A 16,342-nucleotide genomic window follows, 5' to 3' on the forward strand; every position below is an offset into this window, starting at 1 on the left:
CAAGGAACTCCCGCACCATGCAGAACGAAACGCTGCCGCTCCCCATCCAGAGCCCCCTGCTTGCCGCCTTGAGTGAAAACCGTGTCCGTCACGGTTTCTTCACCCGGCAAGGCGGTGTCTCCGAGGGGCTTTATCAGGGCCTCAATGTCGGCCTCGGTTCGAATGACGAGCCGGAACTGGTGCAGGAAAACCGCCGGCGCGTCACGCAATGGTTCGGCTTGTCTCCGGAACGTCTCGCCACCGTGCATCAGGTCCATTCTCCTGATGTCCTTGTGGTCGATGAAAGCTATGACGGCAGCCGCCCGCAGGCCGATGCGATGGTGACGGCGACACCGGGTTTCGTGCTCGGCGTTCTGAGCGCCGATTGCGGCCCAATCCTTTTTGCTGACGCTGAAGCGGGCGTTGTGGGTGCCGCCCATGCCGGCTGGAAGGGCGCATTGTTCGGCGTGCTCGAAAACACGATCGAGACCATGAGGAAGCTGGGCGCCAGCCGCGAGCGCATCTCCGCCTCCCTCGGCCCCTCCATCAGCCAGGCCAATTATGAGGTCGGGCCTGAGTATATGGCGCGCTTCACCGATTTCGATCCTGCCTATGCGGCCTATTTCACCGCTTCGGACAAAGGCGGCCATGCGCTATTCGACCTCAAGCAATTTACGGTGGACCGGCTGGTCAATGCGGGCGTGAGAGCGGAAAACCTCGGCCTCTGCACCTATCCCGATGAAGAACGCTTCTATTCCTACCGCCGCACGACCCACCGTGCCGAGCCCGACTACGGGCGGCAGATTTCCGCAATCGCAATTCTGGAGGACTAAATGGCCCTGCACTTCGAGCTCTCGGAATTCGATGCCCGCCGCGAACGGCTGATTGCGAAGATGGCGGAAGAGAAGCTGGACGCCATTCTGCTTTTCGCCCAGGAAAGCATGTACTGGCTTACCGGCTATGACACCTTCGGCTACTGCTTCTTCCAGACGCTGGTGGTCAAGTCGGACGGCTCCATGATGCTTCTGACCCGTTCGGCGGATATGCGGCAGGCCCGGAATACTTCGACGATCGAAAATATTCTCGTCTGGGTAGACCGGCCCAATGCCGACCCGACGCTCGATCTTAAGAACCTCCTCAGCGATCTCGATCTCCTTGGCGCCAAGATCGGCGTGGAATACGACACCCACGGCATGACCGGGCGCGTCGCCCGCTTGCTGGACAACCAGCTTGCCAGCTTCTGCCAGATGATCGACGCCTCCTATCTGGTCAGCAGCTTGCGGCTCATCAAGAGCCCAGCCGAGATCGCCTATGCGAGGAAGGCAGGCAGACTTGCGGATGAGGCTCTGGACGCTGCAATGGAGCTCATCAAGCCCGGTGCGGACGAAGCCGCGATCCTCTCGGCAATGCAGGGAGCGGTTCTGGCCGGCGGCGGTGACTATCCCGCCAATGAATTTATCATCGGCTCCGGCGCGGACGCGCTGCTGTGCCGTTACAAGGCCGGGCGCCGCAGGCTCGATGACAAGGATCAGCTGACGTTGGAATGGGCGGGTGTCAGCGCCCATTACCACGCCGCCATGATGCGCACGGTGGTGATCGGCGAACAGGACTTCCGCCAGAAGGAGCTTTACAGCGCCTGCCTGCAAAACCTCACCGACATCGAGGAAGTGCTGCGGCCCGGCAAGACCTTCGGCGATGTCTTCGACGTGCACGCCCGCGTCATGGACGAGCGTGGACTGACCCGCCATCGCCTGAACTCCTGCGGTTATTCGCTGGGCGCGCGTTTCTCACCGTCATGGATGGAGCATCAGATGTTCCATGCCGGCAACTCTCAGGAAATCGCCAGCGACATGACCCTGTTCGTGCACATGATCGTGATGGATTCTGATTCCGGCACCGCCATGACCCTCGGCCAGACCTACCTCACCACGGAAGGCGCGCCGGAACCGCTCTCGCGCCATAGCCTCGATCTTCTCACAGCTTAAATCTGCACCGGGTTTGACAGAGCGGGAAAACCGGCCCTACATTGCCGCCACCTTGGGCAAGAAGGAGCGGAACATGAGAGGAAACGTCGCATGAGCCGGACGGGGTTTACCCGCCCTTTCCAGACGTTTGTCGTTTCGGTCCTCGTCATTCCGGCGCTGGCGTTGACCCTGTCGGCCTGCAACACCACGGAGGCGCTGACGCCGCAGGTGAATGTCGGCCACAATAGCTCGCAATCGACACCGGTGACGCAGGGCGATCTCGACCAGATGGCTGCCGCCGCCGACCGCGCGCCCGCAGGCGCACCGGCAACCGCCTCTTCCGTGCCCGCTTATGCACCGCAGAACTCCCTGCAGGCGCAGGCACAGGCGCTTTCCAACGGCAATGAGTACGGCGAACCTCTTGGTCAGACCCAGTCTACCGGACAATCTGCAGGCCACTCACCCGCCAGCACCCAGCCGCCGCCTCCACAGCAGACGGCCGCACTTGCCCCCGCCGCTTCCGGCAATACCATCCGCTTCCTGCCGATCATCGGCGCGCCCGTTCAGGCCGTCACGCCGCTTTCGCGGCAACTGGGCGCCGAGGCGCGGGCAAAGGGGCTGACAATCCGCGCCTCCAACGACAATTCGGCAGAGAACATCCTCAAGGGATATTTCTCCGCCTTCGCCGATGGCAGCAAGGTCAACATCATCTACGTCTGGGACGTTCTGGATGCCAATGGTGTCAGGCTCCATCGCCTGCAGGGGCAGGAAACGGTGGCAGCCAAGGGCAGCGATCCCTGGGCCGCCGCGACCGACAGGGTCATGCAGGATATCGCCGCAAAAACGCTCAACGAGTATTCGTCATGGAAGCAGTCTCAAAGGGGATGAGATGAAACGGCGGGAGAAGTCACAGAGATTTCATGAAAATCATTGCGAAAGCACGGAGTCCTCTTGCAATCGGAAGCAACAACGCTATTAAGGCGCGCATGGCAACAAGGCGTATCCGGCAAAGGCTTTTCAGCCGGATGTTCCTCCCCTTGAACGACGCTTGGTTACGGCAGACACTTTCCCGTGGCGCAAGGCGATTGCATGGAAACAGGCGGGCGCAATGAAGGTTTTCGCAGGCAATTCGAACCGGCACCTTGCCGAAGCGATCTGCAAGTATCTCAACGTTCCCTTGGGAAATGCCACCGTAAAGCGGTTTGCTGACCAGGAAATTTTCGTAGAAATCAGTGAAAACGTACGCGGGGAGGACGTTTTTCTCGTCCAGTCCACTTCGTTTCCGGCAAACGATCATCTGATGGAACTGCTCATCATGATCGATGCAATGCGCCGCTCCTCGGCAAAACGCATCACGGCAGTACTTCCCTATTTCGGTTACGCCCGCCAGGATCGCAAAGCCGGCCCCCGCACACCGATTTCCGCCAAGCTCGTCGCCAACCTGATCACCGAAGCCGGCGCCGACCGCGTTCTGACGCTCGATCTTCACGCCGGCCAGATCCAGGGCTTTTTCGATATTCCGACCGACAACCTCTTCGCAGCGCCCATTCTGGCCCGCGATATCAAGGACCACTACGACACCAACAACGTCATGGTCGTTTCGCCTGACGTTGGCGGTGTGGTGCGCGCCCGTGCCCTGTCGAAGCGTCTGGACTGTCTGCTGGCCATCGTCGACAAACGCCGTGACCGTCCGGGTGAATCCGAAGTCATGAACGTCATCGGCGACGTATCCGGCAAGGACTGCATCCTGATCGACGATATCATCGATTCCGGCGGCACGCTCTGCAATGCTGCCGAAGCGCTGTTGAAAAAGGGCGCAACCAGCGTCACCGCCTATATCACGCACGGCGTGCTTTCCGGCGGCGCCGTTGCCCGCGTGGCCTCATCGAAGCTGCGCGAACTCGTCATCACCGACAGCATCCAGCCGACCACCAGCGTCCAGTCCGCGCACAATATACGCGTGATCAGCACTGCGGGCCTTCTGGGCGAAGCGATCAACCGCACCGCGCAGGAACAGTCGGTTTCCGGCCTGTTCGACTGAAGCAATCGTTTCTCTCGTACATCTGCAAAATCACTGCATCCGCATACTGTCACCCCGGATTTAGTCCGGGGTCCAGTGCGATCAAGTCTTTGATCGCGTGAGACCCTTTCTTACGGCGCGTCCGCGCCGTGGCTGGATGCCGGTTAAAGATTGGCATGATGAGAAGAAAGCTTATCAATTTTGCCAGCTATCTCAGCATCCGCAGAGATCGCAGCACTCCATCTGCACCACTCAGGAAGATGCCGTGCCCGCATCCGGCGGTCGTTGCAGCCGTGTGGCGGCGGCCTTGATTTTCGGCCACCAGCGCCGAGCGCGGGTGCGAACAGCATGGCTGCCATTGCGCCAAAGGCTGATGGCATCGGCCGTAACGGCATCGCCGGTAAATAGATGACGATGACGGGCAATTGCCAGCGCCCGGTAAAGGAACAGCGTCGTCAGTGCGGAAAACAGCACGGACATCACCACATCGCTGAGAAAATGCCCGCCAGCTGCAATACGCAGACCGGACATGAGGATGATGGCGCCGGCGGCAGTGCTGCCCATGAAAAGACGCCCGCCCCATTGCAGGCGGTTCCAGACAAGCGCGCAGAGCGGCAGGAAAAAGCTCGCTATGAGCGCCGTTTCCCCGGAGGAAAACGAACAGTTTGAATAACATTGCGTGCTGAACTGGAAAGGCGGCGTAAAAAGCTGATGTCCACCGAAATCGCTGACGCTGAACGGGCGGGCGCGGCCGATATTGGCCTTCAGCACCCCGTTTACCAGAAGCCCGGCACAGAGCACCACAGGCCCGCAGAGAAAGGCCCAGACGCGCCAGCCGGTGCGCTGCATCGCGCCCAGCCTGATGTTGCCGACCAGAACAATGGAGGCCAGAAGTGCGGCCAGTTCCGTTAACTCCCGCAACGTATCGCGAAACCACTCCGGAACCGGCAGGCTTCCAGCCCACAGGCGCGCTTCGGGCGAGAAAAACAGGGAAGAAAACTCGAGGTCGATGGACGGGAAGGTCGCGAACAGGATGACGAGCGCCAATGTGGCGAATGTAACCCAGATCGTGATCCGCATATGCGAAAGATCATTGTCCATCGGCAACCCTCGGGATGCATTGTGGCGGCAGACGCCAGAGACCGATTTCCTTGCCCTCTAACGAGCCCGGCCCGGCAACCCATGTCGACAGCGGCGCCTCGCCATTGAGACAACCCGGCAGGCTGTCCGCCCTCGCAAGATAGACGGGATTTGTCGCCTCTCCGGCTTTCAGCGGGTAAAGAAGCGCGTAGTGGCTGGAAGGAACGCCGGTTTCAGGCAGAGCGTGCGGCATGAGCAGCTTTTCGTCCCGCAGCTGATAAAAAAGCTCGGCCAGAATGGAGCGATCTGCAGCGACGATTGCATCCGCCCCCGCCTCTCGCGCCCTTGAAAGGCCGGTCGACACAAGCTCCGAGCTGCCGAGATAGCGCTTCATCGCCAGGTCGCCATTCGGCAAGCGCAATTCCGTTCCGGCAATCGTCATCAGCGGCAGTGCGATGGCAACGATACCGCCGAGCACAAGGCTGGAAACGGTGAGCCAACGCCGGGATGCCAGGACAGGCACCGCCAGAAGCACGCCCGCGGCATAAGCCCCCACCGCCCAGTTGGCGAGCGCCCGCGACATCAGCCCCTGTGCCGTGATCAGAAGCACGATCGGCACCGAAAGGGCGACAAGCGCCCGGGTTTCAGCGGTTTTCGCCCTGAACGTCGCGACGATCATGCCGATGAAGACGAACGGCCCGACGACACCCGCCTGCGAGAAGAAGAACTCGAGCGCCGGACCAATTTTCAGCTTAACGCCATGCCAGTTGGCATTGTCCGCCGTGTGGCGCGCGGTCATGAAATCATGCGCAGCATTCCACCACAGATTGGGAGCGATGACGGCGGCGCAGACAACTACAGCAATACCGGCGTCACGCCAACGGATGCGCCAGCCCACGCACAGCCAGCCGGCAGCGATGAAGCAGGGCAGAAAATAGATCATCGCATATTTAGACATCAGCCCGAGGCCGAAGCTTAGACCGAGCGCAATACTCCAGAGCATCGCGGACACACCGGCAGCGCGTGCTTCCGCGAGCTTGCGCATGCAGATCATCGACAGCACGATGAACAGCATCATCGGCGTATCGGTCGAGATCAGCAGACTGCCGAGCGTCACGGCGGGCAGCGTCAGATAGATGACGGCAGCCAGCGAGGCGAGCTTCGCATCATAGATCATGCGCCCGAGCGCAAGGATCGCCGCGGCCGCTATGCCATGGATGACCGGCGCGGCGAGCCGCACGTCGAAGGTGCTCTCGCCGCCACTCAGAGTGGTGGCGGCGCGAATGATCCAGCCGATCAGCGGTGGCTTGGAATAGGCGCCGAACGCCATCTCCCGGCCCCACAGCCAATATTGCGCCTCATCAACGAAAAGATCGGTGCGGTTCAAAGCAAGCCCGAGGACGCGCAGCACGGTGACGAGCACGATTGCCGCAAGCGCAAACGTCATCCATTGGCGCTGCTCATTCGCCTGCGCGTAAGGCAGAGCTGCGGCCTCATGCATGCTGGCGGCGTTCTGCATGGATCAACCAGAGATTTCGGGCATAAATGAACAGGCCGGAGGCCTGTCCCAGAATGAAAACCGGATCGCGACGCCAGATCGCGTATAATAGCAGCACAAGGCCGCCGACGATGGAGAAATACCAGAAGGCTACCGGAATGACCGAGCGGTTCGCCCGTTCCGACGAAATCCATTGAACCAGAAAACGCATGGTGAACAGCATCTGGCCCATAAAGCCGGTGCAGACCCAGAGAAATTCCTTCCAGCTGTTCACATGCAGCATGGACCATAAGGCCGGTGCGTTCACGGCGATGTCTCCGTCTTGAAGGTTTCGGCCCAGCTTGCCCGCTTGCGCCGCCGCAACAGCCAGGCAACGCCGATCAGGTCGTGGATGCCGACAAGCGCGCGGCCGATATTGGTGTAATGGGAATTGCCATGCAGACGCGCCCGGTGTGTGACGTCGACATGGGCAACCTGCCAGCCGTCGCGATTGAAGAGCGCCGGAAAATAGCGGTGGTGGTGATCGAAATAGGGCAAGGCGAGATAGGCGTCGCGACGGAAAGCCTTGAGGCCGCAGCCGGTATCCCGCGTGCCGTCCTTCAATATCCGCGCCCGCAAGCCATTGGCGAAGCGGGAGGAAAGACGTTTTGCAAGCGTATCGCGCCGGCCGACACGCTGCCCGGCCACAAGCGCAAGCCGGCTCGGCGCGTTCGTGGCAAGAAGCGGCGCAAGAAGCGCCGGCAGATTGTCCGGCGGGTTCTGCCCGTCTCCGTCAAGCATACAGACAACCGGCGCGCGCGCTGCCTGCACACCGCTGTGGATCGCAGCCGATTGCCCGCCCTGCCGGTCATGCCGCACCAGCCGCAGCATCGGATAACGCCCGGCAAGCGAAAGCGCCACATCCGCCGTGCAATCGGAAGATGCGTCGTCCACCACGATAATCTCGAACGGACCGACCGGCTGGCAGGCAGCAACGATCTCAGCGACAAGCGTTTCAACGCTCGCTTCCTCATTGTGCATGGGTACGATAACCGCGAAATCCGGGATCGATCTCAAAGGGGCTCCGTCATATCCAGCCGCGGGTGTTCCGCAAACATCGTCGATAGTGGCAAGAGCAGGAGCGCGAAAAGCTTGCATGAATATGAACAGCCGTTGAACTTCGCACGGTATGCGCCCGTTCCATTGCAGTTTTATTACGGAGAATGGCCGGCCAGGGCCTTGGATTTTTTCACGGTATACGGGAAATAATCATACAATTCCCCGCCAAGCTTAACGCGACCGTAAACAATTGTTGCGACGGTACCGCAACGTTCTTTTGGGGGGAGGAAACAGGATGCCGGGTGCAAATCCGACTGCTGTCAAAGCTAAATCATTGTCAATCAAGGCCAAATTCGCAGCGCTCGTCACGGGCGCGACGCTGGTTTCGTGCCTGGCCGTTGGGCTGCTGTCATACGAAATGGGCAAGTCCGGCCTGATCGACGCCAGCAAGATCAGGCTCGAGACGGTTGCGGGAAACCAGTCCAAACAGCTTGATGCCTATACGCTGCGCGTCGAACAAAGCATTTCCGAGCTGTCGCAGAACGCTGCGATCGCTCAGGCGCTGGAAACCATGACCACGGTCGTACCGACGGAAAAGGATGCGATCATTCAGGCATTCCGCCGCGAGGGCGTATCCGAGGAGGAGCGCGCCTCCTTCAACGGTGAAGGCTTGCGGCTGCTCTATGCCATTCGCCACGCCACGATCAACGCGGCCATCGCCAGCGTCTGGCGCAACACCCGGGTCAGCGACATCTACGTCATCGACAAGGCAGGCCTCATTATCTATTCCGTGACCAAGGGCAAGAACTTCCTGACCAATGTGACGGAACCGCAAAACAGTGCGATCAAGGAATTGTTCGACCGCATCGAGGCCGGCAAGGACGGTGTCATCAGCACAACTGGGTTCAGCGATGGCGGCACCAATGAGTCGGCCCTGATCGGCATGCCGCTTGCGGTCTCGAACTGGGGTCAGTTGCAGCGCAAGGGCGCCGTCATCATGCGCATTTCCGCAGACCGTATCGGTGCGGTGGTAACACCTGAGGAAACCGGCAAGTCCATCGACGACGCCGTTCTTCTGAGCGCTGAAGGCAAACTTCGCGCGGGCGTGCTCTCCGGTGGGGCTGGAGTCGCCGTTTCCGAAAGTCTCGCAGCACTTACAGGTGCCAGCGAAGCCGGAACGGTCATGGCGAAGACCCCTGCGGGCAGCATCTTCTACGCCTATCGTCCGGTCTCCGTTTTCGGACAGAAGCATCTTCTGGCCATCGGCCAGCAGGAGAGCAAGGTGCTCGCAGCGGCCAATGATCTCGCCTTCTGGGCAACGCTTGCAACACTTGCGGTGCTTGCCGTCATGACACTCATCGGCATTTTTGTTTCCGCCAGCCTGACCAAGCCGCTGACCGGCCTTGCCGGGTTGATGGAACGTCTGAACGGTGGTGACCATAATATTGAGATCAAGGCCGTTTCCCGTGGCGACGAAATCGGCACGATGGCGCGCGCACTGGAATCCTTCCGCCAGGGCATTCTCGACAAGCAGCGAATGGAAACCGAGTCCCATCGCAAAAGCGAGGAACTGGACGAGGAACGTGCCCAGCGTGAGATGGAAAAGGCAAGAAGTGCAAAGGAACTGGAAGAAGCAGTCGATGCGCTTGCGACCGGCCTTGCCAATCTTGCTGCGGGCAGGCTCGATCTTCGCATTGAAAAACCCTTCGTGCCGTCGCTCGACCATCTGCGCGTCGATTTCAACAACTCCATAGCGGGGCTGGATGCGACGATCTCCAGCATCGGCGAAAGCGCCAACGCCATCCGCTCCGGCTCCGGCGAGCTGAAAAGCGCATCGGAAGATCTGTCGCGGCGCACGGAACGCCAGGCGGCCGCCCTAGAGGAAGCAGCCGCCGCACTTGGAGACATGACGCAGGCCGTCAACGTTTCACTCTCCCGCTGTGACGTCGCAGTCGGAACGACGGCGGAAACCATGCAGGATGCCCATAAATCCACCGCTGTCGTCAAAGAAGCGATCGTCGCCATGGAGCGTATCGAGACGTCGTCGTCCAAGATCCGCCAGATCATCGACGTCATCGACCAGATTGCCTTCCGAGACCAATCTTCTGGCGCTGAACGCCGGGGTTGAGGCCGCCCGCGCCGGTGAGGCCGGAAAGGGCTTTGCGGTCGTGGCACAGGAAGTGCGGGAACTCGCGCAGAAATCGGCGGCTGCCGCACGGGATATCACGACGCTCATCGCCACCTCTGCGGGCGATGTGGAAAGCGGCGTGGCACTGGTGCTGAAAACCGGAGAAAGCCTCGAGCAGATCCAGAAACGCATCCAGTCGGTCAACGATCAGATCGGTGAAATCGCCACAGCATCGCGCGAACAATCCGGCCGCCTCGGCGAAATCAACGCCTCCGTCAACGAACTCGACCATGTGACGCAGCAGAACGCGGCGATGGTGGAGGAAACGACAGCTGCGGCCTTCTCGCTCGCAAGCGAAGCTGATGGCCTGACCGAACAGGTGGGCCAGTTCTCCGTAGGCGCCACCCGAAACCGCGACCAGCGTTACGCGGCATAGTCCGCAGTAAAAAAAGGCCGGAGGCAAAACCTCCGGCCTTTTATTTTGCTGAACTTCATCCGGGTTCCCAGGGACCGAAGCCCCTGGGAACTCGCCGGCGGCCGGAAATCAGGACGATCCGTCGCCGGCTTCCGGGGAGGAACTCAGAAGAAGCCAACCTTGTTCGGGCTGTAGGATACGAGCAGGTTCTTGGTCTGCTGATAGTGATCGAGCATCATCTTGTGGGTCTCGCGACCAATGCCCGACTGCTTGTAACCGCCAAAGGCGGCACCGGCCGGATAGACGTGGTAGCAATTGGTCCACACGCGGCCCGCTTCGATGCCACGGCCAGCGCGATAGGCGATATTGGTATCGCGGCTCCAGACGCCAGCGCCAAGACCGTAAACCGTGTCATTGGCGATTTCGAGCGCTTCTTCCACCGTCTTGAAGGTGGTGACCGAAACAACAGGACCGAAGATTTCCTCCTGGAAAACCCGCATCTTGTTGTTGCCTTCGAAGACCGTCGGCTGAATGTAATAACCGTCCTTAAGATCGCCCGTGAGCGTCTTGCGGTCACCGCCGGTCAGAACCTTTGCGCCTTCCTTCTTGCCGATATCCAGATAGCGCATGATCTTGTCGAACTGTTCCTGCGAGGCCTGCGCACCCAGCATGGTCGACGGATTGAGCGGGTCGTCCTGGCTGATGGCCTGAACGCGCTTGATCGCCTTTTCCATAAAGCGGTCGTAGATCGATTCATGCACCAGCGCACGCGACGGGCATGTGCAGACTTCGCCCTGGTTGAGCGCGAAGAAGGCGAAACCTTCAAGCGCCTTGTCAAGGAAGGCGTCGTCTTCATTCATCACATCGGCAAAGAAGATGTTCGGCGACTTGCCGCCCAGCTCCAGCGTGATGTTTGTGACATTGTCGGCCGCATAACGCATGATTTCCTTGCCGACGGGGGTGGAGCCGGTGAAGGCGATCTTGGCGATGCGCTTGCTCTGCGCCAGCGGCTTGCCCGCTTCAACACCAGTGCCGTTGACGATGTTGAGCACGCCCGGCGGCAGCAGGTCTTCGATAAGCTCCATCACCACCAGAATAGAAGCAGGCGTCTGTTCCGCCGGCTTCAGTACCACGCAGTTGCCGGCGGCGAGTGCCGGCGCAAGTTTCCATGCGGCCATCAGGATCGGGAAGTTCCACGGAATAATCTGGCCGACGACGCCGAGAGGCTCATGGAAATGATAAGCGACCGTGTCATTGTCGATTTCGCCGATCGTGCCTTCCTGCGCGCGGATGCAGCCCGCGAAATAGCGGAAATGGTCGATCGTCAGCGGAATATCCGCATTGGTGGTCTCGCGTAGCGGCTTGCCGTTATCCCAGGTTTCGGCCCGTGCGATGAGATCCAGATTGTCCTCGATGCGCTGGGCAATCTTGAGCAGGATGTTGGAACGTTCGGTAACGCTCGTCTTGCCCCACTTCTCCCGCGCCTGGTGGGCGGCATCCAGTGCGAGTTCGATATCGGCCGCATCGGAGCGCGGAACCTCACAAATCTTGTGACCCGTTACCGGCGACAGATTGTCCATGTAGCGGCCGGATTTCGGCTCCACCCATTTGCCGCCGATGAAATTTCCGTATTTCAGCTTGAAGGGCGCTTCGCCAGCTTTGTGCTGAACCTGAATATTCATGATTTCATCCTCCCTGATGAAAACGATCCGCGACGGACCGCATGACAGGAAGGTGGGCCTAGATGATCGTGGCGGGTAGTGGCACCGCGCGGTTCCGCAGCGCACATTGTCTCACATCTGCGACAAACCCGCTCCGATCCCGCTGAATTGAGCGGGTATCGTCTCTTATAGCCTCAATGCACGTCGAATTTCTTCATCTTGCGATGAAGCGTGGCGCGGCTGATGCCGAGCAGGGACGCGGCCTGCGTGACATTGCCATTGGTGCGCGACAGAACCCGGCGCAAAGCCGAACGTTCCGCCTCCTCAAGATCGGAACCGCCGTCGTGACGCTGTTCCTGCAACACATCGGCGGCGGGCAGCCCCTGCGCAATGCGATGGTCATCGAGCTTCAGCGCAAGGCGCGCCGCGCGCGTCGCCCCAAGCACGAGATCGTCCTGATCGACGGCAAGCAAGGAAAGTGCCGGACTGAAACCCGTAGGCACCACGACGATGCGCGCGCCGGGAAAGGCCCGGCGGAAGAGATTGCCCTCGATACGCTGGGCCGCATCCCGCACCGCCTGCGTGACGAAAGAAAACGTCATTTCGTTGATGTCGTCGCGGCACGTGGAAATATCGAGAGCGCCCGTCACCCGGCCGGTATGGTCGCGGATCGGGGCCGTGGTGCAGCACAGTTCCGTGTTCGATGTGAAGAAATGCTGATCGCGATAGACCACCACCGAACGCTCGTCGGCAAGTGCCGTTCCAATACCGTTGGTTCCGACGCTCGCTTCGCTCCAGACGGCGCCGGACCAGAGACCGAGCGCCCGGAAATCACGATCGTCACCGGCAGCACCCCGGCGCTCCAGCGCGACGCCCTGGGCGTCTGTCAAAAGCAGGCAGCAGCCGGATTTGCCGACACTGTGAAAAATACGGTCGAGTTCATCCGTGCTTTCGGCAATCAGGCCCGCCGCACTTTCGCGTGCGCGGCGGAATTCGACGTCGGTGAGAAAGATCGGCTTGCGGTTTTCCTCCGGCGCAAGACGGTGCGTGACCATGCAACGGCGCCATGAGGCGATGATCGGAGAACTTGCGGCTGCGGAACGTTGGCGCGCTGTTTCATACACGCGGTCCGCATGGGCGATGTCTGTCGGCATTCGCTCCTCCCAAAGCTTTTCGGCAATGGTGCGCTGGAAGCGTTCACGTTTCAACTAAAAACTTTGCGACCCGCATCCGTCAGCGCAACCGCGGGCTGCGCCTGATATCATACCGCCTTGAAATAGCGTTGGCCGGTGGTGGTGACCTCCGGCTCGTCCTCCGTCGAGAGGAACGTGTCGTCGACGAGATTGGCGATGGAGGTCAAGGGACCGGGCCTGCCGAAGAAGAAGCCCTGCACCTGCAGGCAGCCTTCGCGGCGAAGGAACTCGATATGGGCCTTCGTCTCGACACCTTCCGCAAGCACCGGAATATTGAGGCTATGCGCCAGAATGAGCGTGGAGCGAACGATCGCCTCCGACTGCACATTGGTCGACAGGCCATCGATAAAGGCCCGGTCGATCTTGATCTTGTCGAAGGGAAAGCTCTGCAGGGTCGACAGGGAGGAATAGCCCGTGCCGTAATCGTCCATGGCGATCTTGACGCCGAGCGCCTTGAGTTTGCGGATCGTAATCAGCGCGTGGCGGTGGTCGGCGATGATGCTGCCTTCGGTGATTTCAAGCTCAAGCCTCTCAGGCGCAAGCGCCGTCTCCCTAAGAATCTTCTCGACCTTCTCGGGGAAATCATTGTCCGCAAGCTGCTGCGGGGCGACATTGACGGCGATGGAAAGCGATTTTTTCCAGAGAGCCGCCTGCGCGCAGGCTTCGCGCAGAACCCATTCGCCCAATTCGACGATAAAGCCGGTCTGCTCCGCGATCGGAATGAATTCGACGGGCGAGATCATACCGCGTTCCGGATGTTTCCAGCGCAACAGCGCCTCGAAACCGACGATGCTGCCGCTCTTGGTATCATTCTGCTGCTGGTAATAAAGCTCGAACTCGCTGTTGGCGAGACCGCTGCGCATGGCCACGGCAAGCGCGTTGCGTTCGCGTGCGGCTTCATCCATGGACTTGTCGTAAAAGCAGATCGTGTCGGAATTCCCGCCTTTTGCCCGATACATGGCGACATCGGCCTGCGCCATCAGCGTGTCGGCGTCAATGGCGCCGGTATTGCGCACCGATATGCCCACACTCGCGCCGACCGAAAATGTCTGCCCATTCCATTCGACCGGCCTGCTGATCTGCTCGATCAGCCGCTGGGCGAATTCCGCACCATCGGCGCGGGTATAATAGGAATGGGTCATCGCCACGAATTCATCCCCGCCCATACGCGCCAGAAACTCCCCGGCTTTCAGAACGGAACTTGCGCGGTCGGCAATGGCGCGCAGCACGGCATCGCCCGCCGCATGGCCGTGAACGTCGTTGATTTCCTTGAAGCGGTTGAGATCGATGGACAAAAGCGCCGTGTGCGCGCCCATGGAGAGATGGCGCGTGCGGCGGTTGAGATGTTCGATAAATGCCGCGCGGTTCGGAATGCCCGTCAGCGGATCGTGCAACGAAAGATGACGATAGCGGGCGACCGCCTGCTGGGTGGACTGGGCGTCGATGACATAGGTGGAAAGCCCGAGCGCCAGCAGGAGAAGCGTCACGGCGATGGCGCCCCCACCCATGATGGCGGGCGGCAGCAGACTTTCCGAAATGACGATGCGCGGATCGAACTCGAACAACATCGAGGCCATGCCGGTGTAATGCATGGAGGCGATGGCCAGGATCAGGAACGCAACCGAGCTATATTGGCAAAACCGGTTGACTGGGCGCGCGATGCGATTGACCGCGAGCGCACCGAATACAGCCCCGAGCACCAGCGAAGCGATGACGTAGGTCTGGTTCCAGAAAATCATGCCCTGTATCTGATAGGCAGCCATGCCGGTATAATGCATGGCCGCAATACCGAGACCGACTGTCGCACCACCCGCTTCCACCAGGGCTGTGCGTCCGCCATAGGCGGAAATGGCAAAGCCGGTTGTCGTTGTAGCAATGGCGATAAGAAGCGAAAGCCCGGTCAGATAGGGATCGTACCCCACCTCCCCGGCAGCGACATAACCCAGCATCGCCACGAAATGGGTGGTCCATATCGCCGAACCACCATTGACCCCAGCCAGAAACAGCCAGTTGACCTTTTGCCAACCGCTCGCCTGACGCGCCCTCGAGAAAAGACGCATCGTGACGAAGCTTCCCAGCATGCAGACGAGGACCGCTGCTGTGGTGTATCGGAAGTCATGATCGACGGTAAGGCACTGGAGAACTTTAAGCATTGTCATCTACGCAATTGGAATTCCAGGCAGCCTTATCACTTGCCAAGTTTGCAGCCGGTTTATATGAATGGATAAGCATATATTAAAAGTTGCAATGCACGAGTGAATTAGACAAGTCTAATAAAATCACAGCATAGCATCCGTGGAAAACGGCCGCTCTTGTCTTTGTCTTCCGTTTGTATTATAGCGCCCGCACCCGTGTAGACACCCTTGGAGGCAACGCGGGCGAGATGGCTTTTAGCCTCTCCAGTTCAGCGCCTGCGGGCATGAACTCTCCATATAACCTCGAAAGGAATTGCCATGAGCAAAGAATCGTATGAGCTCAAGGCCGAGGCGCGCGAACGAGTTGGTAAGGGGTCCTCTCGTGAACTTCGCCGCAACGGTTTGATTCCCGCTGTCATCTATGGTGACAAGCAGGCCCCCATTTCCATCGCTCTGTCGACCAACGAAGTAACCAAGCGTATCCACGCTGGCGGCTTCATGACGACTGTGGCGGTAATCGACGTCGACGGCAAGAAGATCAAGGTCCTGCCGAAGGACTACCAGCTTGATCCGGTCCGCGACTTCACCATGCACGTCGACTTCCTGCGCGTTTCGGGCAACACGCTCGTCAACGTTGAAGTTCCGGTTCACTTCGAAAACGAAGAAAAGTCGGAAATCAAGATCGGCGGCGTTCTGAACATCGTTCGCCACACGGTGGAATTCCACTGCCCGGCCAACGACATTCCGGAATTCATCACGGTTGATCTCTCCGGTCTGAAGATCGGCGACAGCGTTCACATTTCGAATGTGAAGCTGCCGAAGAACATCTCGCCTGTAATCGCCGACCGTGACTTCACGATCGCAACGATCGTTGCTCCGGCTGGCGGCGTTGCTGAAGAAGAAGAAGAAGCCGGCGAAGCTTCTGAATAATAATCTGCGGCCATAAGGCCAGATAGATTTGAGCTAAAAGGCCCGTTCCGTTTTTCGGAACGGGCCTTTTAGTTTTTATGAACTTTAAAAGCAAAAACCTCTCGCCGCGTGCAGGATGCCGGTCCCGTTTCAGCGCGAATTAACAATTCCATGAAACGATGCCCATTGCGTTATCGTGAAAACACCGGACGGGTTGAAGAAATACAGTGAGGATACAAGGCCGTTGCCGAAAACCTCAAGGATGTCTCTCCGGACGGGGCGGAAACGGGGCGCAGTTATCTGGGGTAGAGGGTACTGCAAT

The 16,342-nt window shown here is 59.7% G+C and carries 12 protein-coding genes and 1 pseudogene; 6 read left to right on the plus strand and 7 right to left on the minus strand.

Features of this window, described 5'->3' with window-relative positions; all coding sequences use genetic code 11:
- Positions 1 to 17 precede the first annotated feature (17 nt).
- From pgeF to QE432_RS23420, 4 genes are all read left to right on the plus strand, one after another.
- A complete protein-coding gene (gene pgeF, locus QE432_RS23405) occupies positions 18 to 812 on the plus strand; it encodes a peptidoglycan editing factor PgeF (protein ID WP_003513461.1) in 795 nt (264 codons plus the stop codon).
- A complete protein-coding gene (locus QE432_RS23410; RefSeq protein WP_065702315.1) occupies positions 813 to 1,964 on the plus strand; it encodes a M24 family metallopeptidase in 1,152 nt (383 codons plus the stop codon). It abuts the gene before it with no gap.
- A gap of 90 nt (positions 1,965 to 2,054) precedes the next feature.
- Complete coding sequence (locus QE432_RS23415) at positions 2,055 to 2,831, plus strand: hypothetical protein (RefSeq protein WP_038491763.1); 777 nt, start codon at positions 2,055 to 2,057, stop codon at positions 2,829 to 2,831.
- Between the two features lie 220 nt (positions 2,832 to 3,051).
- Complete coding sequence (locus QE432_RS23420; protein ID WP_003513466.1) at positions 3,052 to 3,984, plus strand: ribose-phosphate pyrophosphokinase; 933 nt, start codon at positions 3,052 to 3,054, stop codon at positions 3,982 to 3,984.
- Positions 3,985 to 4,215: 231 nt separating this feature from the next.
- On the opposite strand, the gene QE432_RS23425 is transcribed toward QE432_RS23420, so the two are convergent.
- The 4 genes from QE432_RS23425 to QE432_RS23440 are packed head-to-tail and all read right to left on the minus strand — an operon-like array spanning position 4,216 to position 7,684.
- Positions 4,216 to 5,064, minus strand: a complete 849-nt coding sequence (locus tag QE432_RS23425) for a phosphatase PAP2 family protein (protein WP_065702314.1) — start codon at positions 5,062 to 5,064, stop codon at positions 4,216 to 4,218.
- On the minus strand, positions 5,054 to 6,562 hold the full coding sequence (locus QE432_RS23430) for an ArnT family glycosyltransferase (RefSeq protein ID WP_306625906.1): 1,509 nt from the start codon (positions 6,560 to 6,562) through the stop codon (positions 5,054 to 5,056). The genes QE432_RS23425 and QE432_RS23430 overlap by 11 nt, the downstream gene beginning before the upstream one ends.
- Positions 6,537 to 6,824 carry a lipid-A-disaccharide synthase N-terminal domain-containing protein gene (locus tag QE432_RS23435; protein WP_019565216.1) on the minus strand — a complete coding sequence of 96 codons (288 nt, stop codon included), beginning with the start codon at positions 6,822 to 6,824 and terminating at the stop codon, positions 6,537 to 6,539. Before QE432_RS23435 ends, QE432_RS23430 begins: the two co-directional genes overlap by 26 nt.
- A gap of 20 nt (positions 6,825 to 6,844) precedes the next feature.
- Positions 6,845 to 7,684 (minus strand): glycosyltransferase family 2 protein, encoded by an 840-nt coding sequence (locus QE432_RS23440; protein WP_111783587.1) that lies wholly within the window; start codon positions 7,682 to 7,684, stop codon positions 6,845 to 6,847.
- Positions 7,685 to 7,874: 190 nt separating this feature from the next.
- Between QE432_RS23440 and QE432_RS23445 the strand changes: the two are divergent.
- Positions 7,875 to 10,143 (plus strand): annotated as a pseudogene (locus QE432_RS23445) (methyl-accepting chemotaxis protein).
- 143 nt (positions 10,144 to 10,286) lie between these two features.
- Here the strand turns inward: QE432_RS23445 and adh are convergent.
- The 3 genes from adh to QE432_RS23460 form a co-directional block, all read right to left on the minus strand.
- Complete coding sequence (gene adh / locus QE432_RS23450; protein ID WP_003513477.1) at positions 10,287 to 11,804, minus strand: aldehyde dehydrogenase; 1,518 nt, start codon at positions 11,802 to 11,804, stop codon at positions 10,287 to 10,289.
- A gap of 173 nt (positions 11,805 to 11,977) precedes the next feature.
- Positions 11,978 to 12,937 carry a helix-turn-helix domain-containing protein gene (locus QE432_RS23455; protein ID WP_013636592.1) on the minus strand — a complete coding sequence of 320 codons (960 nt, stop codon included), beginning with the start codon at positions 12,935 to 12,937 and terminating at the stop codon, positions 11,978 to 11,980.
- 107 nt (positions 12,938 to 13,044) lie between these two features.
- Entirely contained in the window at positions 13,045 to 15,129 is a 2,085-nt protein-coding gene (locus QE432_RS23460; RefSeq protein WP_306627119.1) for a putative bifunctional diguanylate cyclase/phosphodiesterase, read from the minus strand.
- A gap of 300 nt (positions 15,130 to 15,429) precedes the next feature.
- Between QE432_RS23460 and QE432_RS23465 the strand changes: the two genes are divergently transcribed.
- Positions 15,430 to 16,041 (plus strand): 50S ribosomal protein L25/general stress protein Ctc, encoded by a 612-nt coding sequence (locus QE432_RS23465; RefSeq protein WP_013636594.1) that lies wholly within the window; start codon positions 15,430 to 15,432, stop codon positions 16,039 to 16,041.
- Positions 16,042 to 16,342: the final 301 nt, after the last annotated feature.

The organism is Agrobacterium sp. SORGH_AS_0745, from assembly GCF_030818995.1.
GTDB lineage: Bacteria > Pseudomonadota > Alphaproteobacteria > Rhizobiales > Rhizobiaceae > Agrobacterium > Agrobacterium tumefaciens.

Excerpts from the sequence above, each read along its gene's own strand:
- pgeF (WP_003513461.1), top strand. The coding sequence starts at position 18 with ATGCAGAACGAAACGCTGCCGCTCCCCATCCAGAGCCCCCTGCTTGCC.
- QE432_RS23410 (WP_065702315.1), top strand. The coding sequence starts at position 813 with ATGGCCCTGCACTTCGAGCTCTCGGAATTCGATGCCCGCCGCGAACGG.
- QE432_RS23415 (WP_038491763.1), top strand. The coding sequence starts at position 2,055 with ATGAGCCGGACGGGGTTTACCCGCCCTTTCCAGACGTTTGTCGTTTCG.
- QE432_RS23420 (WP_003513466.1), top strand. The coding sequence starts at position 3,052 with ATGAAGGTTTTCGCAGGCAATTCGAACCGGCACCTTGCCGAAGCGATC.
- QE432_RS23425 (WP_065702314.1), bottom strand. The coding sequence starts at position 5,064 with ATGGACAATGATCTTTCGCATATGCGGATCACGATCTGGGTTACATTC.
- QE432_RS23430 (WP_306625906.1), bottom strand. The coding sequence starts at position 6,562 with ATGCAGAACGCCGCCAGCATGCATGAGGCCGCAGCTCTGCCTTACGCG.
- QE432_RS23435 (WP_019565216.1), bottom strand. The coding sequence starts at position 6,824 with ATGCTGCATGTGAACAGCTGGAAGGAATTTCTCTGGGTCTGCACCGGC.
- adh (WP_003513477.1), bottom strand. The coding sequence starts at position 11,804 with ATGAATATTCAGGTTCAGCACAAAGCTGGCGAAGCGCCCTTCAAGCTG.
- QE432_RS23455 (WP_013636592.1), bottom strand. The coding sequence starts at position 12,937 with ATGCCGACAGACATCGCCCATGCGGACCGCGTGTATGAAACAGCGCGC.
- QE432_RS23460 (WP_306627119.1), bottom strand. The coding sequence starts at position 15,129 with ATGCTTAAAGTTCTCCAGTGCCTTACCGTCGATCATGACTTCCGATAC.
- QE432_RS23465 (WP_013636594.1), top strand. The coding sequence starts at position 15,430 with ATGAGCAAAGAATCGTATGAGCTCAAGGCCGAGGCGCGCGAACGAGTT.